Annotated in this window: 18 protein-coding genes and 1 riboswitch; all 18 genes read left to right on the top strand. The window is 36.5% G+C overall.

The window, feature by feature from the left end; all coding sequences use genetic code 11:
- The first annotated feature begins 172 nt into the window (after positions 1 to 172).
- The 18 genes from ACXVYO_RS06185 to spoVS all read left to right on the top strand — a co-directional run bounded on the left by ACXVYO_RS06185 (position 173) and on the right by spoVS (position 20,894).
- Positions 173 to 2,557, top strand: coding sequence for a DNA translocase FtsK (locus ACXVYO_RS06185; protein WP_458466326.1), 2,385 nt, complete (start codon positions 173 to 175; stop codon positions 2,555 to 2,557).
- 203 nt (positions 2,558 to 2,760) lie between these two features.
- Positions 2,761 to 2,862: riboswitch (purine riboswitch) on the top strand.
- 233 nt (positions 2,863 to 3,095) lie between these two features.
- A complete protein-coding gene (locus ACXVYO_RS06180; protein ID WP_061678186.1) occupies positions 3,096 to 3,821 on the top strand; it encodes a GntR family transcriptional regulator in 726 nt (241 codons plus the stop codon).
- Between the two features lie 92 nt (positions 3,822 to 3,913).
- On the top strand, positions 3,914 to 4,990 hold the full coding sequence (locus ACXVYO_RS06175; RefSeq protein WP_132131188.1) for a BMP family lipoprotein: 1,077 nt from the start codon (positions 3,914 to 3,916) through the stop codon (positions 4,988 to 4,990).
- Positions 4,991 to 5,108: 118 nt separating this feature from the next.
- On the top strand, positions 5,109 to 6,641 hold the full coding sequence (locus ACXVYO_RS06170; protein WP_000456925.1) for an ABC transporter ATP-binding protein: 1,533 nt from the start codon (positions 5,109 to 5,111) through the stop codon (positions 6,639 to 6,641).
- Positions 6,634 to 7,692, top strand: coding sequence for an ABC transporter permease (locus ACXVYO_RS06165; protein WP_001085261.1), 1,059 nt, complete (start codon positions 6,634 to 6,636; stop codon positions 7,690 to 7,692). The genes ACXVYO_RS06170 and ACXVYO_RS06165 overlap by 8 nt, the downstream gene beginning before the upstream one ends.
- Positions 7,693 to 8,652, top strand: a complete 960-nt coding sequence (locus ACXVYO_RS06160) for an ABC transporter permease (RefSeq protein ID WP_062923045.1) — start codon at positions 7,693 to 7,695, stop codon at positions 8,650 to 8,652.
- A 198-nt stretch (positions 8,653 to 8,850) separates the two neighbouring features.
- Positions 8,851 to 10,125 (top strand): EF-P 5-aminopentanol modification-associated protein YfmF, encoded by a 1,275-nt coding sequence (gene yfmF / locus ACXVYO_RS06155; RefSeq protein ID WP_458466325.1) that lies wholly within the window; start codon positions 8,851 to 8,853, stop codon positions 10,123 to 10,125.
- Complete coding sequence (yfmH, locus tag ACXVYO_RS06150; protein WP_071721407.1) at positions 10,126 to 11,412, top strand: EF-P 5-aminopentanol modification-associated protein YfmH; 1,287 nt, start codon at positions 10,126 to 10,128, stop codon at positions 11,410 to 11,412.
- Positions 11,413 to 11,515: 103 nt separating this feature from the next.
- Entirely contained in the window at positions 11,516 to 12,229 is a 714-nt protein-coding gene (ymfI, locus tag ACXVYO_RS06145) for an elongation factor P 5-aminopentanone reductase (RefSeq protein ID WP_088023188.1), read from the top strand.
- Positions 12,230 to 12,304: 75 nt separating this feature from the next.
- On the top strand, positions 12,305 to 12,553 hold the full coding sequence (locus tag ACXVYO_RS06140; protein ID WP_000114455.1) for a DUF3243 domain-containing protein: 249 nt from the start codon (positions 12,305 to 12,307) through the stop codon (positions 12,551 to 12,553).
- A 139-nt stretch (positions 12,554 to 12,692) separates the two neighbouring features.
- Positions 12,693 to 13,478 (top strand): DUF3388 domain-containing protein, encoded by a 786-nt coding sequence (locus ACXVYO_RS06135; RefSeq protein ID WP_000574107.1) that lies wholly within the window; start codon positions 12,693 to 12,695, stop codon positions 13,476 to 13,478.
- A gap of 21 nt (positions 13,479 to 13,499) precedes the next feature.
- Complete coding sequence (locus tag ACXVYO_RS06130) at positions 13,500 to 14,411, top strand: helix-turn-helix domain-containing protein (RefSeq protein ID WP_458466324.1); 912 nt, start codon at positions 13,500 to 13,502, stop codon at positions 14,409 to 14,411.
- Positions 14,412 to 14,474: 63 nt separating this feature from the next.
- Complete coding sequence (gene pgsA, locus ACXVYO_RS06125; protein ID WP_001052972.1) at positions 14,475 to 15,053, top strand: CDP-diacylglycerol--glycerol-3-phosphate 3-phosphatidyltransferase; 579 nt, start codon at positions 14,475 to 14,477, stop codon at positions 15,051 to 15,053.
- Between the two features lie 20 nt (positions 15,054 to 15,073).
- Positions 15,074 to 16,312: a competence/damage-inducible protein CinA gene (gene cinA, locus ACXVYO_RS06120; protein ID WP_458466323.1), complete on the top strand. Its 1,239-nt coding sequence runs from the start codon at positions 15,074 to 15,076 to the stop codon at positions 16,310 to 16,312.
- 145 nt (positions 16,313 to 16,457) lie between these two features.
- The gene (recA, locus tag ACXVYO_RS06115) at positions 16,458 to 17,489 is read left to right on the top strand and encodes a recombinase RecA (RefSeq protein WP_063260397.1); all 1,032 of its coding nucleotides are present in this window, start codon (positions 16,458 to 16,460) and stop codon (positions 17,487 to 17,489) included.
- A 480-nt stretch (positions 17,490 to 17,969) separates the two neighbouring features.
- Entirely contained in the window at positions 17,970 to 19,535 is a 1,566-nt protein-coding gene (gene rny / locus ACXVYO_RS06110) for a ribonuclease Y (RefSeq protein WP_016086643.1), read from the top strand.
- A 154-nt stretch (positions 19,536 to 19,689) separates the two neighbouring features.
- Positions 19,690 to 20,484 carry a TIGR00282 family metallophosphoesterase gene (locus tag ACXVYO_RS06105; RefSeq protein WP_001221093.1) on the top strand — a complete coding sequence of 265 codons (795 nt, stop codon included), beginning with the start codon at positions 19,690 to 19,692 and terminating at the stop codon, positions 20,482 to 20,484.
- Positions 20,485 to 20,633: 149 nt separating this feature from the next.
- Positions 20,634 to 20,894 (top strand): stage V sporulation protein SpoVS, encoded by a 261-nt coding sequence (gene spoVS / locus ACXVYO_RS06100; RefSeq protein WP_000404341.1) that lies wholly within the window; start codon positions 20,634 to 20,636, stop codon positions 20,892 to 20,894.
- The last annotated feature ends 10 nt before the right edge of the window (positions 20,895 to 20,904 follow it).

The following is a 20,904-nucleotide window of genomic DNA, read 5'->3' as shown; positions in this document are numbered from 1 at the left end:
AAAAACAAGACGGTTGAGCAGCCATGAGAGGGCTGCTTTCTTCTGTTTATTTAACAATTTACAAGAAGTGTAAAAATAGAAGATATAAGACCTGAAAAAATAGAGAAAACAGACATATAAGTAGAGCTTTTTTCAGGAGGCTCTATTTACATGTAGAACACGAGGTGAAGAAATGGCAAAACAAAAGCAAAGAGGGACGAAGGCAAAAGCAAGACGCACGATAAAGCCAACTTTGTATTATGAAATCGTCGGTTTAACTCTTTTTGCACTTTCAATCATTACGATTTTACAGCTAGGTGTTGTAGGGAAATCGTTTGTGTTATTTTTTCGCTTCTTCTTTGGTGAGTGGTACATAATTGGTGTGTTAGGTGTAATAGCTTTATCGGTTTCGTTTGTTATCAAACGCGGATGGCCGAACCTTTTAAATAAACGGTTAATCGGTTTTTATTTAATAGTATTGGCGATATTAATGTTTAGTCATATTACATTATTTAACCTTCTTACGAAAGATGGAGCAGTGCAAAATACTTCTGTTATTGTGAGTACAAAAGATAACTTCTTTCTTGAAATGAAAAAGGGTCCAGATAGCGTTCATTTAGGCGGTGGTATGTTTGGTGCGCTTATGTTCGCGACATGTTACTTCTTATTTGATGAAGTAGGAGCCTATATTATTGGAATTATTTTAGTGATTCTCGGCATACTTTGTATAACAAATAAGCATATTGGGGAAGTACTTGCCCCTGTAGGGAGAATCCTTAGAAGTCAATTTGAAGTAATGCAAGGGGATTATAAAGATTGGAGATCCAAAAGAACGGCTGAACAAACAGAAAAGAAAAAAACAACGAGAAGCACAAGGAGCAAACGTGCTGCAGAACAAGAAGAGATTATTGAGCCGATGGAAGAAATCTCAATTGATCCTCCCATTATTTCAAATTTCACTGAGAATTATCCAGTAAATGAAGAAGAGAATAAACGAGTTAGTGAAGAACAGGAAGTAGAGTTGATAACTTCACCGTCTATTGAAGAGGCTCCGCCTGTTGAAGAATCTAAGAAAAAGCGTGGAGAAAAAATCGTTGAATCGCTAGAGAGTGAAACACAAGCACCTCCTATGCAATTTTCAAATGTAGAAAATAAAGATTATAAGCTTCCTGCACTTGATATATTGAAATTTCCTAAGAACAAGCAAGTTACAAATGAAAATGCAGAAATTTATGAGAATGCTCGTAAATTAGAACGTACATTCCAAAGTTTTGGAGTGAAAGCGAAAGTAACAAAAGTACATAGAGGTCCTGCTGTTACAAAATATGAAGTGTATCCTGATATGGGAGTAAAGGTAAGCAAAATCGTTAGTTTAAGTGATGATTTAGCACTTGCTTTAGCTGCGAAAGACATTCGTATTGAAGCACCTATTCCCGGGAAATCAGCTGTAGGGATTGAAGTTCCGAACTCAGAAGTTTCTATGGTAACGCTTCGAGAAGTTCTTGATTCTAAGGCTAATAATCATCCGGAAGAGAAATTGTTAATTGGTCTTGGACGAGATATTACAGGTGAAGCTGTATTAGCGCGTTTAAATAAAATGCCCCATTTACTAGTAGCTGGTGCAACAGGTAGCGGGAAAAGTGTATGTATTAACGGTATTATTGTTAGTATTTTAATGCGTGCAAAACCACACGAAGTAAAATTAATGATGATTGATCCGAAAATGGTAGAGTTAAATGTATATAACGGTGTTCCTCATTTATTAACACCAGTTGTAACTGATCCGAAAAAAGCATCACAAGCTTTGAAAAAAGTTGTGAGCGAGATGGAGCGTCGTTATGAGTTATTTGCTCATAGTGGCACGCGTAATATTGAAGGATACAATGATCATATTAAAGAACATAATAGTCAGTCGGAAGCGAAACAACCGGAATTACCTTATATTGTAGTCATTGTGGACGAGTTAGCAGATTTAATGATGGTTGCTTCATCGGATGTAGAGGATGCAATTATGCGTTTAGCACAAATGGCTCGTGCGGCTGGTATTCATTTAATTATTGCAACGCAACGTCCATCGGTTGATGTTATTACGGGAGTTATTAAAGCGAATATTCCATCACGTATTGCATTCGCTGTATCTTCTCAAACGGATTCTCGTACAATTCTTGACGGTGGTGGTGCAGAGAAACTACTAGGTCGTGGAGATATGCTGTTTATACCAATTGGTGCATCGAAGCCTGTACGTGTACAAGGTGCGTTTTTATCAGATGATGAAGTTGAGAGAGTTGTAGAATATGTTATTGGTCAGCAAAAAGCGCAATATCAAGAAGATATGATTCCGCAAGATGTTCCTGATACGAAGCAGGAAGTAGAAGATGAATTATACGATGAAGCAGTTCAGCTCGTAGTGGAAATGCAAACAGCATCTGTTTCTATGTTGCAACGTAGGTTTAGGGTAGGTTATACGCGAGCTGCCCGTTTAATTGATGCAATGGAAATGAATGGTGTAGTAGGTCCGTATGAAGGTAGTAAACCACGAGAAGTGCTCATTAATGATGTACAAGAAAAAAGTTCATAAAAAAAGCCTAATTGTTTTTACAATTAGGCTTTTTTATATGCTGTTTTTGTTATATACTATATTAAATAGTAAAGAAAGGGCTTACATTCAAAGCGATTCTTTAGAATACGAATACTTTGGTATGGTTTTTTGTGAACGTTCGATATTTAATGTAGAAAAATGTTAAATTTTGTTGACACGTATGGGAGCAAGTGGTAAGATTACTTCGAAAAGAATCACTGCCTCATATAATCTTGGAGATAAGGTCCATAAGTTTCTACCCGGCAACCATGAATTGCTGGACTATGAGGGGAAAAGTGTGTAACAAAGGATGTAAGAGATCTTTGTGCCGAACTTTTTCTCGAAATGAGGAATGTTTATGGTGCAAAGTTTTTTTTATGCAGTAAAGAGTGAAAATTTCATTTTAAAAAATTATTAATATTTATTCGACAATTAAGCTTATTTTTAGTATTTAGCAATTTTTATTATGTTGTAAGTTGAAAAAAGAGAAAAGAAGTCTTACATCAGAGGTCGAATAATTGAAATGCGGGGGAGTCTTATGTCAGTAAAATCCGATAGTCGTCATCTATATTTACGGGTGATTGATCACATCAAAGAAAAAATTAAAGATGGAGCTTACAAGGAAAGACAGAAGTTACCATCAGAGTTTGATTTAGCGAAAGAACTTGGTGTAAGTAGGGCGACTTTAAGGGAAGCACTGCGTATTTTAGAAGAAGAAAATGTTGTCATTCGTAGACATGGTGTAGGGACATTTGTAAATGCAAAGCCGTTATTTTCTTCTGGGATTGAACAACTTTCTAGCATTACAGATATGATTTCTAGTGTGGGGAAAACACCAGGAACTATCTTTCTATCATCGTCTACAACAAGTTTAACAGAAGAAGAAAAAGAGAAATTTAATAGTGACGATGGTTTTAATGCAGTAATGATTGAGCGTGTGCGTACAGCAGATGGGGAACCTGTTGTATATTGTATCGATAAACTTGCAAAAGAAATCTTGCCGGATTTATCGGGATACAACGAAGAATCATTGCTTACAGTGATACATAACAATACGCATAAACGTATCACATACGCGGTTGCACACATTGAGCCAATTGGCTATCATCCGAAAATCTCACCGATTTTAGAATGTGAACCAGAAACAGCACTGCTAGTTTTAAAACAAATGCACTATGATCAAAATGATGAGCCAATCTTATATTCTATCAATTACTTTAGAGCTGACAAGTTTAGCTTCCACGTATTAAGAAAACGTATGTAGGTAAGTTCCATTTTAGGGAGGTGACAGCAAGAAGTTAGGGACAGCAGCGTAAGAATAAAGAGATATATATAATTTCAGGAGGGGTTTCTAGTATGAAGAAAAAAACAGGTCTTTTATTATCATTAACATTAGCAGCAAGCACGGTTTTAGGTGCATGTGGTAACTCGGATAAGGCGAGTAGTGACAAGAAAGAAGATAAAGAATTCAAAGTTGGTATGGTAACAGATGTTGGGGGCGTTGATGATAAATCATTCAACCAATCTTCTTGGGAAGGTTTGAAAAAGTTTGGTAAAGATAATGGATTAAAGGAAAAAACAAATTATCGTTACCTACAGTCTGAAAAAGAAGCAGATTATATTCCGAACTTAAAGAAATTTTCAAAAGATAAGTATGATTTATCTTTCGGAATCGGTTATAAATTAGAAGGTGCAATTAAAGAAGTTGCAAAAGAATCTCCAAAACAACAATTCGCAATCGTTGATACTGTTGTAGATGCACCAAACGTAACAAGTATTACATTTAAAGATCATGAAGGATCATTCCTTGTGGGTGCGGTAGCAGCTATGTCAACAAAATCGAATAAAGTAGGATTTGTTGGTGGAATGAAGAGTGATTTAATTAGTAAATTCGAAAATGGATTTAAAGCCGGTGCAAAGGCAGTAAATCCAAACATTGAAATCGTATCTGAATATGCGGAAGCATTTGATAAACCTGAAAAAGGTACAGTTCTTGCGTCAGCAATGTATGGTCAAGGTGTAGATGTAATTTATCATGCTGCTGGTGGTACAGGTAACGGCGTGTTCACTGAAGCGAAAAACCGTAAGAAAAAAGGTGAAAATGTTTGGGTAATCGGTGTTGACCGTGACCAAAACCAAGAAGGTATGCCTGAAAACGTAACATTAACTTCAATGGTAAAACGTGTAGATATCGCTGTTGAAAAAGTAGCACAAGAAGCGAAAGATGGTAAATTAAAAGGCGGTAAAGTAGAAGCGTTTGGCTTAAAAGATGACGGTGTTGGTATTGCAAAAACAACTGACAACGTGAAAAAAGTTAACCCTGAAATTTTAACAAAAGTAGAAGAGTTTGAAAAGAAAATTACAGATGGTGAAATTAAAGTACCAGCTACAGATAAAGAGTATAAAGAATATGAAGCTTCTCTAAAAAAATAAATAGAGAAATAGCAAAGGTTAGTTCATAGAACTAACCTTTGTATGTATAAAACTTCCAAATTGCTTAATAAGTTAATAGTGTAATAGGGGAATGTTCCCTGTTAAAAGGAGGAACACAATGGAATACGTAATTGAGATGAATAACATTACGAAAGTATTCCCAGGCATTGTAGCGAATGATGATATTACGCTGCAAGTAAAGCAGGGAGAAATACATGCTTTACTTGGAGAAAATGGTGCAGGGAAATCCACATTGATGAATGTACTATTTGGTTTGTATCAACCGGAACAAGGTGAAATTAAAATTAAAGGAAAGTCTGTAAACATTACCAATCCAAATGTGGCAAATGATCTTGGTATTGGAATGGTTCATCAGCACTTTATGCTTGTTCATAATTTTACAGTTACAGAGAATATTATTCTCGGAAATGAACCGAAGAAAAAAGGGAAAATTGCTGTTGAGGAAGCTGCTAAAGAAATTCAAAAACTGTCTGAACAATACGGATTAGCTGTAGATCCATATGCGAAAATACAGGATATTTCAGTTGGTATGCAGCAGCGTGTTGAGATTTTAAAAACACTTTACCGTGGTGCAGAAATTTTAATATTTGATGAACCGACAGCTGTGTTAACACCGCAAGAAATTCATGAGCTAATTCAAATTATGAAAAAGCTTGTACAAGAAGGAAAATCTATTGTTCTTATTACACATAAGTTGAAAGAAATTATGGAAGTTTGCGATCGTTGTACGATTATTCGTAAAGGAAAAGGGATTGGAACGGTTGACGTTGCAAATACGGATGAAAATAAACTTGCAGAATTAATGGTCGGACGTCAAGTGAATTTTAAAACAGAAAAAATAGACGCGAAGCCAAAAGAAGAGGTACTTTCAATTGCAAATCTTGTTGTTCACGATGCACGTCAACTACCTGCTGTAAAAGGCCTTGACTTAACTGTTCGTGCGGGGGAAATTGTTGGAATTGCAGGGATTGATGGAAACGGACAAAGTGAATTGATAGAAGCAATTACTGGTTTACGAAAAGTTGAGTCAGGTTCTATTGCAATTAAAGGAAAAGAAATAACAAATTGGCCTGTTAGAAGGATAACGGAAGAAGGAATTGGTCATATTCCAGAAGATCGTCATAAACACGGCCTTGTTCTTGATTTTTCTGTTAGAGATAATATAGTGCTGCAAACGTACTATAAAAATCCGTTTTCAAAGAAAGGGATTTTAAATTTTAGTAAAATTACAGAAAAAGCAAAGGCACTTATTGAACAGTTTGATGTACGTACACCTAGTGAGCAAACGTTAGCGCGTGCTTTATCTGGGGGGAATCAACAAAAAGCAATTATTGCACGTGAAGTAGACCGTGATCCAGATTTATTAATCGCGGCACAGCCAACACGTGGTTTAGATGTAGGAGCAATTGAATTTATTCATAAGAGATTAATAGAGCAGAGGGATAAAGGAAAAGGTGTATTACTTTTATCTTTAGAGTTAGATGAAATCTTAAATGTTAGTGACCGAATTGCTGTTATTTATGAAGGGAAAATTGTAGCAATTGTTGATGCGAAAGAAACGAATGAACAACAGCTTGGATTGTTAATGGCTGGAGGAACAAAGAAGGAGCAGGTGGGTACAAATGGCTAAAAAACTTTTAACAGAACGAACGATAAATATTTTAGTCCCAGTACTATCCGTTATTTTCGGCTTACTTGTCGGAGCAATTGTAATGCTAGTTAGTGGCTATGATCCGATTGTTGGTTATAGTGCACTTTGGACAGGAATGTTTGGTAGCCCAAGTGCAATAGGTGAAACGCTTCGTACAATGATCCCACTTATTCTTGCCGGCTTATCAGTGGCGTTTGCATTTCGTACAGGTTTATTTAATATCGGGGTAGAGGGTCAATTACTAGTTGGTTGGCTTGCAGCAGTTTGGTTCGGTTATGCAGTTTCGCTACCAGCTGTTCTTCACATTCCGTTATCTATTTTATTTGCAGCATTGGTAGGTGGAATTTGGGGTTTCATCCCTGGATATTTAAAGGGGAAATTTCAAGTTAATGAAGTTATTGTAACAATTATGATGAACTATATTGCGTTATACGTAACATATGACATTATTAAGCGTTTCTTGCACGAGGGTAATGATAAAACGTACGACATCAAAGCGAGTGCGTCATTATCTTCAGACTGGCTTGCTGCCATCACTGATGGTTCGCGCCTTCACTGGGGAATTGTTGTAGCAATTTTAATCGCTATTTTAATGTGGTTCTTATTAGATCGAACAACTTTAGGGTATGAATTAAAGTCGGTAGGATTTAATCAACATGCTTCCCAATATGCTGGTATGAAAGTTTCTCGCAATGTAGTATTCTCTATGACAATTGCTGGTGCATTTGCGGGGATTGGTGGTGCGATGGAAGGGTTAGGAACATTCCAAAGTATGACAGCAATGTCTTCGTTTACAGGAGTAGGATTTGACGGGATTGCCGTTGCTTTACTTGGGGGGAATAATCCGTTTGGTATTATCCTTTCAGCTTTATTATTTGGTGGTTTGAAAAGTGCTTCCCCTCAAATGAACTTTGAGGCAGATGTACCATCAGAGCTTATTAATGTGATTATTGCATGTATCATCTTCTTTGTTGCATGTAGTTATGTGTTAAGATGGGCGCTTACACGCATGAGCAAGGAGGGGAAATAAATGAGCTTTTTAGATATATTAGCCATTCTTGTGACGGGTACGTTATATACATCAGCACCTATAATTTTTACAGCACTAGGTGGTGTATTTAGTGAACGATCAGGTGTTGTAAATATCGGATTAGAAGGACTAATGCTATTTGGTGCATTTATTGGAGTTGTTACAAACTTATTAATGGGTGATACATGGGGAACGATGACTCCGTGGATTGCGTTATTATTTGCAGCAATTGGTAGTGGATTATTTGCATTACTTCATGCGGTAGCATCTATCACATTCCGAGCGGATCAAGTTGTAAGTGGTGTAGCGATTAACTTCTTATCTCTTGGATTAACAGTATTTGCAATTAAGAAGATTTTTGATAAAGGACAGACTGACTTTATTCAGTACCGTATTGAAAAGATTGATATTCCAGGCCTTTCGGATATTCCGGTTTTAGGAAAGATATTCTTCTCGAACGTACCGATAACGTCGTATATTGCTATTATTTTAGCATTCGTTGTTTGGTATGTTATTTATAAAACACCGTTCGGTCTTCGTCTTCGTGCGGTTGGTGAGCATCCAATGGCAGCTGATACGATGGGGATTAACGTATATAAAATGCGCTATATTGGCGTTTGTATATCAGGTGTGTTTGCTGGAATTGGTGGAGCAATTTTTGCAATGTCAATTTCTAATAACTTCTCAGGGGCAACTATTACTGGACAAGGTTTCTTAGCGTTAGCTGCTATGATCTTTGGGAAGTGGAATCCACTAGGTGCATTAGGTGCAGCGCTATTCTTTGGTTTTGCACAATCGTTAAGTGTAACAGGTGGAACAATTCCTGTATTAGATCAAATTCCAAGTGTATTCTTAACGATATTACCGTATGTATTTACAATATTAGCACTTGTTGGTTTTGTAGGTCGTTCTGAAGCTCCGAAAGCGTTAGGAACTCCTTATGAAAAAGGAAAACGATAAGTATAAAAAAGCTCGCACATTAGTGCGGGCTTTTTTACATAGACTATATTTAATACAGAATTTTACGATGTTCCTTACAAATGAAAGTTTTTAGAAAGAACCTAATGTAAGTATAGTGAGGAAGAAAATTTGATTTTTCATTTCTAAAAACTGTATATTGAAGAGGAATATTCCTACATACGTAAAGGAGGGCTATAAATGAAACTAATGGAACAACAGTTACATGAGTTAGGTGGTTTACGAGTACATATTATTCCAACAGATAAATATAAAACAAATACTTTTGTATTTCGTTTGAAAGCACCTTTAAATGAGGAGACGGTGACAGAGCGTGCTCTATTGCCATACGTATTGCAAAGTGCGACAGAAAAGCTTCCTTCTGTAATTCGTCTTCGTCAATATTTAGAAGAATTATATGGATCTTCTTTGGCAGTAGATGTAAGTAAAAAAGGAGAAGACCATATCATCTCTATTTATGTGGACATTGCAAATGAAGTATATTTACATGATGCACCACCGTTATTTGAAAAAGTACTTTCTATGTTATCGGATATAGTATTACATCCAGCGACAGAGGGGAACGGTTTTCTACCTTCTATCGTAGAAAGTGAAAAAAGAGCGCTCTTGCAACGAATTGAAGCTACGTATGATGATAAAATGCGCTATGCAAACGAGCGTTTAGTTGAAGAAATGTGTAAAGTAGAACCGTATCGTTTAAGTGCAAATGGGAAAAAAGAGAGTGTTTCTTCTATTACAAATGAAAGTTTGTATCAATATTATCAAAAAGTGTTAGCAGAAGATGAAATGGATCTATACATTATTGGTGATATTTCAGAAAACGCAGTTGATCTTGTAAGTAAGTATTTTTCTATTTCAGCGCGTCCTGCGAGAGAAAGAAATGTACTTCTTCATAAGAGAAATAATGAAGAAAAAGAAGTTGTAGAAAAACAAGAATTAAAACAAAGTAAATTACACATCGGTTATCGTACGTTTATTACGTATAAAGACGAAGATTATTTTGCACTGCAATTGTTCAATGGGCTTTTTGGAGGGTTTTCTCATTCGAAGTTATTCGTTAACGTTCGTGAAAAAAATAGTTTAGCGTACTATGCAGCATCTCGTTTTGAAAGTCATAAAGGCTTATTGTTTGTCATGTCAGGAATTGAAGCGAAAAATTATGAAAAAGCTGTTGAGATTATTAAAGAACAAATGTTAGCGATGCAAAATGGTGATTTTTCTGAAGAAGAGATGCATCAAACGAAAAGTGTTATTCAAAATCAAATATTAGAGGCGATTGATACACCGCGTGGATTTGTGGAAATGCTGTATCATGGTATTATTTCAGAGCGTACGCGTCCGGTTGAAGAATGGCTTACAGGTATTGAAAGTGTGACGAAAGAAGAGATTGTGGAAGTTGCTAAAAATATTGAACTAGATACAATTTACTTTTTACAAGGAACGGAGGGAGAATAAATGGAGAAAATTGTTTATGAGCAATTAAAAGAGACACTCTATTATGAAAAACTTCCTAATGGATTAGATGTATATATTTTACCGAAACAAGGATTTAATAAAACATTTGCAACGTTTACGACAAAATATGGTTCTATGGATAATACATTCGTACCATTAGGTAAAGAAGAAATGATTCGTGTGCCTGATGGGATTGCTCATTTTCTTGAGCATAAATTATTTGAAAAAGAAGATCATGATGCTTTTCAATTGTTTAGTAAACAAGGAGCATCGGCAAATGCTTTCACATCTTTCACAAGAACAGCGTACCTTTTTTCATGTACATCAAATGTAGAACAAAATTTAAATACATTGCTAAACTTCGTACAAGAGCCTTACTTCTCTGAAAAAACAGTTGAAAAAGAGAAGGGGATTATTGGGCAAGAAATTCAAATGTATCAAGATAATCCAGATTGGCGCTTATACTTTGGTTTAATTGATAGCTTGTTTGTAAAGCACCCAATTAAAATTGATATTGCAGGAACAATCGAGTCTATTAGTAAAATTACGAAAGACCTATTATATGAATGTTATGAAACATTTTATCATCCGAGCAATATGTTACTATTTGTTGTGGGCGCAATTGATCCAGAAAAAACAATGGATTTAGTACGTGAAAATCAAGCGAAAAAAGACTATAAAAACCAACCAGAAATTGTACGTTCATTTGAAGAAGAACCAGATGAGGTAAATGAAAAGAAGAAAATTATTTCAATGCCTGTACAAACACCGAAATGTTTAGTGGGTATTAAGGCGACAAATTTAAAAGAAAAAGGGAAAGCCCTTTTAAAACAAGAAATTGCGCTTACGTTACTTTTAGATTATTTATTTGGAAAAAGCTCCGTTCATTATGAATCTTTATATAACGAAGGGCTTATTGATGATTCGTTCTCGTATGATTATACGGAAGAGAATAACTTCGGTTTTGCAATGGTTGGCGGCGATACGAAGCAACCTGATGAGCTGGAAGAGCGTTTGAAAGGTATTTTATTAAATACAAATTATGATCAATTAGATGAGGCGGCATTAGAACGGGTAAAGAAAAAGAAAATAGGTGGCTTTTTACGCTCCTTGAATTCACCGGAATATATTGCAAATCAGTTTACACGATATGCGTTTAATGAATCGAGTCTGTTTGAAGCATTGACGGTATTAGAAGGGTTAACTGTTCAAGATTTACAAGAAGTAGCGAAAACATTATTATCAGAAGAAAGAATGAGCGTTTGTCAGGTTTTACCGAAGAAATAAAAGGTTTCATAATAATACCCTCATCTTATCATTGATAAATTGTAAGATGAGGGTATTATTTATTTGTAGGATAAAGATTTTGCTGAGATAAGAGAGGAATTATATGAAAAAGTATGCATTAGTAACTGGAGGGAGCGGAGGGATTGGCTCTGCTATTTCAAAACAATTAATTCAAGATGGATATACAGTATATGTTCATTATAATAACAGTGAAGAGAAAGTGAATGAGTTGCAGAAAGAGTGGGGTGAAGTAATTCCTGTTCAAGCGAATTTAGCTTCTGCTGATGGAGCAGAGCAATTGTGGGAACAAATTGAACAGCCTCTTGATGTTATCGTATATGCAGCTGGGAAGAGTATATTTGGACTCGTAACAGATGTAACGAACGATGAATTGAATTATATGGTAGAACTTCAGGTGAAGAGTATCTATAAACTATTATCAATGGCATTGCCATCTATGATTCAGCGGAGAAGCGGTAATATTGTACTTATTTCGTCTATATGGGGCCAAATTGGTGCATCATGTGAAGTGCTTTACTCGATGGTAAAAGGTGCACAAAATTCATATGTGAAAGCTTTAGCAAAAGAAGTTTCATTAAGTGGATTAAGGGTTAACGCGGTGGCACCAGGTGCGATTGAAACGGAAATGTTACATGTATTTTCAGAAGAGGATAAGAATGGAATTGCTGAAGAGATTCCGTTAGGCAGGTTGGGATTACCAGAAGAAGTAGCGAAAACAGTGTCATTCCTCGTATCGCCAGGTGCATCTTACATAACTGGACAAATTATCGGAGTGAACGGCGGTTGGCATTGCTAAAAATTTCTTACATAAAAAATAAAAAACTGTACAAATTAAGCATGATTCTATTACTAAGTAGTGAGGTGCTTACACATGTCAGTTTTAGATAATTTTGATCAATGGAAGAGCTTTTTAGGAGAACGATTAGAACAGGCATCAGGAAAAGGTCTTGATGGCGGTGCTGTATCAGATATGGCATTTCGTGTTGGAGATTATTTAGCAAATGAAGTAGAAGCGCGCAACGATCAAGAGAAATTATTGTCTGAGCTTTGGAAAGTTGCTGATGAACAAGAGCAACATACAATCGCAAACTTAATGGTGAAGTTTGTACAGCATAAGTAAAAAATAGAGAGGAGATTCTCCTCTCTATTTTTTTTGTATAATAATAACGCGGGTTAGATTATACATTTAGCTTCCCTATTAAGGTGAAATCATATAATATAGTACGTAGGTGTAAAGTAAGCAAGGGGAGTGATCTTGGATGATTGAATGGTATTTTGAATATGAAATACATAAAAACCGACCTGGCTTGCTTGGTGACGTTTCTTCGTTAATCGGTATGCTCGGCATTAATATTGTCACAATTAATGGTGTAGATAATGCACGACGTGGATTACTTCTTATGTGTGATAATCAAGAGCAAATCTCTAGACTTGAATCAATTTTAAATACGATGGATAACATAACGGTAACGAAATATCGTCCGCCAAAGCTAAGAGATAAGCTAGCGGTTAGACATGGTAGGTACATACAACGAGATGCAGATGATAAGAAGACATTTCGATTTGTACGTGATGAATTAGGGTTACTTGTAGACTTTATGGCTGAAATCATGAAAAAAGAAGGTCATAAACTAATCGGGATACGAGGAATGCCTCGTGTCGGAAAAACGGAATCCATTGTTGCTGCAAGTGTTTGTGCAAATAAAAGATGGTTATTTGTATCATCTACTCTTATTAAGCAAACTGTTCGTAGTCAATTGATTGAAGATGAGTATAGCGACGACAATATTTTCATCTTAGATGGGATCGTGTCAACAAAGCGTGCTAACGAAAGGCATTGGCAGCTTGTTCGTGAAATTATGAGATTACCTGCAACGAAAGTTGTGGAACATCCTGACGTATTTGTGAGTCAGTCAGAATACACATTGGATGATTTTGATTATATTATCGAGTTGCGTAACGATTATGATGAAGAAATTCAATATAATTTAGTAGATGAAATTGAGCAAGGTACGCAAAATAATTTCTCTATGTTTGACTTTTAAAGAAATATTGAGGTGTTAGTAGTGACAGAATTAGGACAAAAGCTGAAAGAAGCAAGAGGAACGAAAGGCTTGTCTATTGATCAGCTGCATGAGATTACAAAAATTCAAAAACGCCATTTAGTAGCGATTGAGGAAGGCAATTATGATGTATTGCCAGGAGCTTTTTATGCGCGTGCATTCATTAAACAATACGCAGATGCGGTTGGATTAAATGGAGAAGAACTGCTTGTAGAATATCAGAGTACGATACCACAATCTGAAAAACGCGATGTTCCACAAGTATCAACAGGACAAAAAACACAAGAAACAATGCAAAAATCTTCATCATGGCCAATTGCAGATCATATGCCGAAAATTTTAGTTGCGTTGTTAGTAATCGCATTTGGAGTGGTAATTTGGTTTGTTTTCCAAGCGTTAACTGGAAAAGATGATGAGAAAGTTCCGAACGCTCAAAGTGAGAAAATTGAAGTTAAAAAAGCAGAAAACTCTCCGTTAGATACAAAGAAAGATGAAGTAAAAGCGGAAGAGCCGAAAAAAGAGGAACCAAAGAAAGAAGAGCCAAAGAAAGAGGAACAACCAGCACAGACAACTGGACAACAAGAAGTGAAAGTAGTTGGAACAACTGGTATAGTATCTACTTTGGAAATTCATAATAATAAAACATTAGAACTGGAAATATCGGGTAAAGGTGCGAGTTATGTAAATGTTCAAGATGATACTGGTAAAGTAATTCTAAACACTACAGTACAAGAGGGCCAAGTAGAAAAACATGATGTATCAACAGTAAAAGAAGTGCGACTTAATATTGGAAATGCAACGAATGTTGAAGTTAAACTGAATGGCCAAGTGGTCGCTTACCCATTGGATACAGGAAAAGAACTTCACCAAAGATTGGTGATAAAAAACCAAGGGATAGAGCAACCTGCACAATAACAGTCATCGCTGCGATGACTTTTTTCAATGAACAAATGTTTTTGATATGATGGAGGAATAGCTGTGAATTTACCAAATAAAATTACAATATCTAGAATCTTCTTAATTCCAATTTTTATGGTAATTATGTTAGCGCCCTTTGATTGGGGTTCATACACAATTGGTGATGTTGATTTACCAATTCAACATTTAGTAGGGGCACTTATCTTTATTATTGCTTCGGCTACAGATTGGATTGATGGATATTACGCAAGAAAGTATAATCTTGTAACGAATTTAGGGAAGTTCCTTGATCCGTTAGCTGATAAATTACTTGTTTCAGCAGCACTTATCACGTTAGTTGAGATGCAATACGTACCTGCTTGGATCGTTATTGTAATTATAAGCCGTGAGTTTGCAGTAACAGGTTTACGCCTTGTACTTGCTGGAACAGGAGAAGTAGTGGCAGCAAATCAGTTAGGAAAAATTAAGACGTGGACACAAATTATTGCGATTGCAGCGTATTTATTACACGATGTACCTTTAAATTTAATCCATATCCCAGTTGCTGATATCTTTATATGGATTGCGTTATTCTTTACTGTTATTTCAGGGTGGGATTATTTCTGGAAAAATAGAGCTGCTTTTGTAAACTCAAAATAGAAGTTTATGGGGGAATTGGGATGAATGCTGAAATTATTGCGGTTGGAACTGAATTATTACTTGGACAAATTGCAAATACAAATGCCCAGTTTTTATCTGAAAAGTTAGCTTCAATTGGAATTAATGTGTACTACCATACTGTAGTTGGAGATAATAACAAGCGATTACAGCAGGCGATTGAAGTTGCGGAAGAACGTGCTGACATGCTTATTTTCACAGGTGGGTTAGGCCCGACAAAAGATGATTTGACGAAAGAAACGATATCTTCTAGTTTGGGTGGAGAGTTAGTGTATGATGAACTGGCATTAGCATCGATCAGCGAGTACTTTAAGCGTACAGGTCGCGAGTTCACAGAGAATAATAAAAAGCAGGCGCTCGTTTTGAATGGAGCAACTGTATTTGCGAATGATCACGGCATGGCACCTGGTATGGGATTAAATAAGAACGGGAAAGTTTATATTTTATTACCAGGACCACCGAAAGAGATGAAGCCGATGTATATAAGTTATGTAGAGCCTTTTTTACGTAACTTTACAACAGGAGAAAACATTTATTCTCGTGTGCTTCGCTTCTTCGGGATTGGGGAATCTCAATTAGAAGTGAAAGTTCAAGATTTAATTGATGGACAAACGAATCCGACAATCGCCCCCCTTGCGAATGATGGAGAAGTGACACTACGTTTAACTGCCAAACATCAAAATGCTGATGAAGCGGCGAAACTCATTCAGCATATGGAAGATTTGATTTTAGAAAGAGTAGGAGAATTTTTCTACGGGTATGATCAAGAGTTTCTGCATGATAAGGCGATAGAGTTATTGAAGAAAAAAGAATTAACTTTAGCATGTGCAGAAAGTTTAACCGGTGGACTCTTCGGGAATCAAGTAACAGAAAGTGCTGGTGTGTCTTCAGTATTTAAAGGCGGTGTCATTTGTTATCATAATGATGTGAAGCAACATGTTTTACATGTACCTGAGGGAGTGTTATCTACTGATGGTGCAGTAAGTAAAGAATGTGCTCGTTATCTTGCTGAAAATGTTAAGGGCTTATTAAAAGCGGATATCGGAATCAGTTTCACTGGGGTAGCAGGACCTGATGCTTCAGAGCATAAGGAGCCGGGAACAGTATTCGTTGGATTGGCGATTAAGGATGAACCAACTGTAGTCTTTCCTCTTAATTTAAGTGGAAGTCGTCAACAAATTAGGGAACGTTCGGCGAAATATGGATTTTATCATTTGTATAAAAAGCTAGAAGAGATGTGAGTCTCTTCTAGCTTTTTTTTTATGCTTAAATGCAGTTTTATTTAATGGAAAATAAAAAAATCGAATAAATGTTCGATTTTTGTTGGCAAATTGAATTGAAAATAGGTATAATAAGATTAGCAATTCAGTTAAGGAGGAATTTTGAATGAGTGATCGTCAAGCGGCATTAGATATGGCGTTAAAACAAATAGAGAAGCAATTCGGTAAAGGTTCAATTATGAAATTAGGAGAACAAGCGGAGCGTAGAGTTTCTACAATTTCAAGTGGTTCTTTAGCACTTGATGTGGCACTAGGGGTAGGCGGATACCCACGCGGCCGTATTATTGAAATTTACGGACCTGAAAGTTCAGGTAAAACAACAGTTTCATTACACGCAATCGCTGAAGTACAGCGTCAAGGTGGACAAGCAGCGTTCATTGATGCGGAGCATGCGATGGATCCTGTATATGCACAAAAATTAGGTGTTAACATAGATGAATTACTATTATCACAACCTGATACAGGGGAGCAAGGTTTAGAAATCGCAGAAGCACTTGTACGAAGTGGTGCGGTTGATATTATCGTAATTGACTCTGTAGCAGCTCTTGTACCGAAAGCTGAGATTGAAGGAGACATGGGTGACTCACACGTAGGTTTACAAGCTCGTTTAATGTCTCAAGCACTTCGTAAACTTTCAGGTGCAATTAATAAATCAAAAACAATCGCAATCTTTATTAACCAAATTCGTGAAAAAGTTGGGGTTATGTTCGGGAACCCAGAAACAACTCCAGGTGGTCGTGCGTTGAAATTCTATTCAACAGTTCGTCTTGAAGTACGTCGTGCGGAGCAATTAAAGCAAGGTAACGACATCGTTGGTAATAAAACGAAAGTAAAAGTAGTTAAGAATAAAGTAGCACCACCATTCCGTGTTGCTGAAGTTGATATTATGTACGGAGAAGGTATTTCAAGAGAAGGTGAAATCTTAGATATGGCTTCTGAACTTGATATCGTTCAAAAGAGTGGTGCTTGGTACTCTTATAATGAAGAGCGTTTAGGACAAGGTCGTGAAAATTCGAAGCAATTCTTAAAAGAGAATACGGATTTAAGAGAAGAAATTGCCTTCTTTGTTCGTGATCATCACGGAATTGGTGAAGACTCTGGTGTGGAAGACACGGAAGATTCAAATCTTCAAGATTAAAAATAAAAGACACGGGACCGTGTCTTTTATTTTTAATTATTATGAAAGCGTTGTATATCGTTGGAAATAAAATATTTAATTTAACTAAAAGGCTATGCATAAAGAGGAATATATGCATGTTTTATATGAATAAACTGGAATTTACTAAGGTTTTCCAGGATAATATGCGGTCTGCTTTTTAAATTCATATATGAATTAGGGCTGAAGGTAAAGAAAGTAAAAGTAGACAACGCTTGACAATGAAAATTGCGATAGATACAATGAGAATGTATATTTTTTCTTATATACGAAACACTCTTCTCAAGAAGAGAAGTAATATTCGGAGTAAGACTTAAATCTTGCCGAAATAATAATATGACATTTTAATTGTGAAATGAAGAAAGTCCCTTAAAAAAGTGGGGCGACGGTCTTTGCTGTATGTTGGTATTCAATGTACATGCCGACAGTCTTTTTTCATTCATAGCAAGGGGAGGTGAAATCATGAGTAGTACTACAGTTTGGATACTCATCTCCATTTTGCTTGCAACAGTCGGTGCAGTTGTTGGCTTTTTTGTTCGAAAGTCTATTGCTGAAGCGAAGATTAATGGTGCAGCTAATGAAGCGAAACGTATTATAGACGAAGCGAATCGTGAGGCTGAAGCACTTAAGAAAGAAGCGCTTTTAGAAGCAAAGGATGAAATTCATACACTTCGTACAGAAGCTGAATTAGAAATTCGTGACCGTAGAAGCGAATTACAAAAACAAGAAAATCGTTTAATGCAAAAAGAAGAGAACCTTGATCGTAAAGACGAAACGCTCGATAAACGCGAGCTACAGTTAGAAAAGAAAGAGGATTCTCTTGTAGCGAGACAACAACAGATTGAAGAGTTGGAAAGCAAAGTGGGAGAGTTAGTTCAAAAGCAACAAACAGAATTAGAGCGCATTTCCAATCTGACACGCGAACAAGCGAAAGCAATTATTCTTGGTAAAGTAGAAAGTGAAGTTTCTCATGAAATTGCCGTAATGGTAAAAGAAAGTGAAGTTCGTGCGAAAGAAGAAGCGGATAAGAAAGCAAAAGAAATCTTATCTCTTGCAATGCAAAGATGTGCAGCTGATCATGTTGCTGAAACAACCGTTTCGGTTGTAAATCTTCCAAATGACGAAATGAAGGGACGTATTATCGGACGTGAAGGTCGAAATATTCGTACGTTAGAGACGTTAACAGGTATTGACCTAATTATCGATGATACACCAGAAGCGGTTATCCTTTCTGGATTCGATCCAATTCGTCGTGAAACAGCTCGTATCGCTCTTGATAAACTAGTACAGGACGGACGTATTCACCCAGCACGTATTGAAGAAATGGTCGAAAAATCAAGACGTGAAGTGGACGAGTATATTCGCGAAGTCGGAGAGCAAACAACGTTTGAGGTGGGTGTTCACGGTTTACATCCAGATTTAATTAAGATTTTAGGTCGTTTAAAGTACCGTACAAGTTACGGACAAAACGTCTTAAAACACTCTATGGAAGTTGCATATTTAACTGGACTTATGGCAGCAGAGCTTGGTGAGGATGAAAAACTAGCAAGACGTGCTGGTCTATTACATGATATCGGTAAAGCGATTGACCATGAAGTAGAAGGTAGCCACGTTGAAATTGGTGTCGAACTCGCAACGAAGTATAAAGAGCATCCTGTAGTTATAAACAGTATTGCATCTCACCATGGGGACACAGAACCAACTTCTATCATTGCAGTTTTAGTTGCAGCAGCAGATGCATTATCAGCTGCAAGACCTGGAGCTCGTAGTGAAACGCTTGAGAACTATATTCGTCGTCTTGAAAAGTTAGAAGAGATTTCAGAGTCTTATGAAGGCGTAGAAAAATCTTTCGCAATTCAAGCAGGACGAGAAGTTCGTATTCTGGTAAAACCAGATACAATTGATGATTTAGAAGCTCATCGTTTAGCTCGTGATATTCGAAAACGTATTGAAAATGAACTGGATTACCCAGGACATATTAAAGTAACTGTTATTCGTGAAACACGTGCAGTGGAATACGCAAAATAAAGTGGTGAAACACCACTTTATTTTTTTGTGTTGGAATTGGTTAAAATAAAGGAAATTAGCATACAAGTGAAACAAACTTATCATACATATATTGTAAGGGGATCACTTGAAGCTATAGTAATAAAAAATGTAGTACATAGGAAGGGTAAGACATATGAGAATATTATTTGTTGGGGATGTAGTAGGATCTCCTGGTAGAGGTATGATTCAACAATACGTACCGGCATTAAAGAAAAAATATACACCTACAGTAACCATTATTAATGGAGAAAATGCAGCAGGTGGACGTGGAATTACGGAAAAAATATATCGAAACTTTTTAGAATGCGGGGCACAAGCGGTTACACTTGGAAACCACGCTTGGGATAACCGTGAAGTATTTGAATTTATTGATGATGCAAAATATCTTGCAAGACCAGCTAACTTCCCAGAAGGGACTCCAGGAAAAGGGCTTATCTTTGTGAACTGTAATGGAACAGAAGTTGCAGTTATTAACTTACAAGGACGTACATTCCTTCCTCCAATTGATTGCCCATTCCGTAAAGTGGATGAATTAATTAACATTGCAAAAAAACGTACGAATATTATCTTTATTGATTTTCATGCGGAAACTACAAGTGAAAAACAAGCGTTAGGTTGGTATGTAGATGGTCGTGCTACAGCGGTAGTAGGTACACATACACATGTTCCTACAGCAGATAATCGTATTTTACCAAGCGGAACGGCATATATCACAGATGTTGGTATGACAGGGCCTTACGATGGGATTTTAGGTATGGACCGAGAAGCGGTATTGAAGAAGTTTTTAACAAACTTACCAGTACGATTTGAAGTGACAAGTGGTAGAACACAATTAAGTGCAGTGCTAGTTGATGTGGATCCTAATACAGGAAAAGCTAAGAAAATTCAGCGTATCTTAATTAATGATGATCAACCATTTTTTGAGTAATTCCTGGGTAAAATCTAGAAAAGTTATTATTTTTTAATTTTTTAGAAAAATTACAGAAATTTAGCAGGAATACGCGTCATTCCTCGTGAATATAAGTTAAAGTGAAATAATTGCTAATACTTTTTATAGAAACGAGGAGGAAACGCGGAATGGAAATATTAAAAGTTAAAGCAACGTCGGTCCCTAATTCTGTAGCTGGTGCACTTGCAGGTGTTATTCGCGAACGCGGAACAGCAGAAATTCAAGCCATTGGTGCAGGTGCATTGAACCAAGCGGTAAAGGCAGTAGCAATTGCAAGAGGATTTGTAGCGCCTAGTGGTTTGGACCTGATTTGTATCCCAGCGTTTACGGATATTATGATTGATGGGGAAGAACGTACAGCAATAAAATTAATTGTAGAACCTCGTTAAGCTTAAACAA

Source organism: Bacillus sp. BC08 (assembly GCF_054326875.1).
The sequence above is the reverse complement of the archived record's forward strand: the minus strand, read 5'-3'. Positions and strand labels throughout refer to the sequence as shown.

Bases quoted from the DNA above. Each gene is read 5' to 3' on its own strand.
- ACXVYO_RS06185 (WP_458466326.1), top strand. From the start codon at position 173: ATGGCAAAACAAAAGCAAAGAGGGACGAAGGCAAAAGCAAGACGCACG.
- ACXVYO_RS06180 (WP_061678186.1), top strand. From the start codon at position 3,096: ATGTCAGTAAAATCCGATAGTCGTCATCTATATTTACGGGTGATTGAT.
- ACXVYO_RS06175 (WP_132131188.1), top strand. From the start codon at position 3,914: ATGAAGAAAAAAACAGGTCTTTTATTATCATTAACATTAGCAGCAAGC.
- ACXVYO_RS06170 (WP_000456925.1), top strand. From the start codon at position 5,109: ATGGAATACGTAATTGAGATGAATAACATTACGAAAGTATTCCCAGGC.
- ACXVYO_RS06165 (WP_001085261.1), top strand. From the start codon at position 6,634: ATGGCTAAAAAACTTTTAACAGAACGAACGATAAATATTTTAGTCCCA.
- ACXVYO_RS06160 (WP_062923045.1), top strand. From the start codon at position 7,693: ATGAGCTTTTTAGATATATTAGCCATTCTTGTGACGGGTACGTTATAT.
- yfmF (WP_458466325.1), top strand. From the start codon at position 8,851: ATGAAACTAATGGAACAACAGTTACATGAGTTAGGTGGTTTACGAGTA.
- yfmH (WP_071721407.1), top strand. From the start codon at position 10,126: ATGGAGAAAATTGTTTATGAGCAATTAAAAGAGACACTCTATTATGAA.
- ymfI (WP_088023188.1), top strand. From the start codon at position 11,516: ATGAAAAAGTATGCATTAGTAACTGGAGGGAGCGGAGGGATTGGCTCT.
- ACXVYO_RS06140 (WP_000114455.1), top strand. From the start codon at position 12,305: ATGTCAGTTTTAGATAATTTTGATCAATGGAAGAGCTTTTTAGGAGAA.
- ACXVYO_RS06135 (WP_000574107.1), top strand. From the start codon at position 12,693: ATGATTGAATGGTATTTTGAATATGAAATACATAAAAACCGACCTGGC.
- cinA (WP_458466323.1), top strand. From the start codon at position 15,074: ATGAATGCTGAAATTATTGCGGTTGGAACTGAATTATTACTTGGACAA.
- recA (WP_063260397.1), top strand. From the start codon at position 16,458: ATGAGTGATCGTCAAGCGGCATTAGATATGGCGTTAAAACAAATAGAG.
- rny (WP_016086643.1), top strand. From the start codon at position 17,970: ATGAGTAGTACTACAGTTTGGATACTCATCTCCATTTTGCTTGCAACA.
- ACXVYO_RS06105 (WP_001221093.1), top strand. From the start codon at position 19,690: ATGAGAATATTATTTGTTGGGGATGTAGTAGGATCTCCTGGTAGAGGT.
- spoVS (WP_000404341.1), top strand. From the start codon at position 20,634: ATGGAAATATTAAAAGTTAAAGCAACGTCGGTCCCTAATTCTGTAGCT.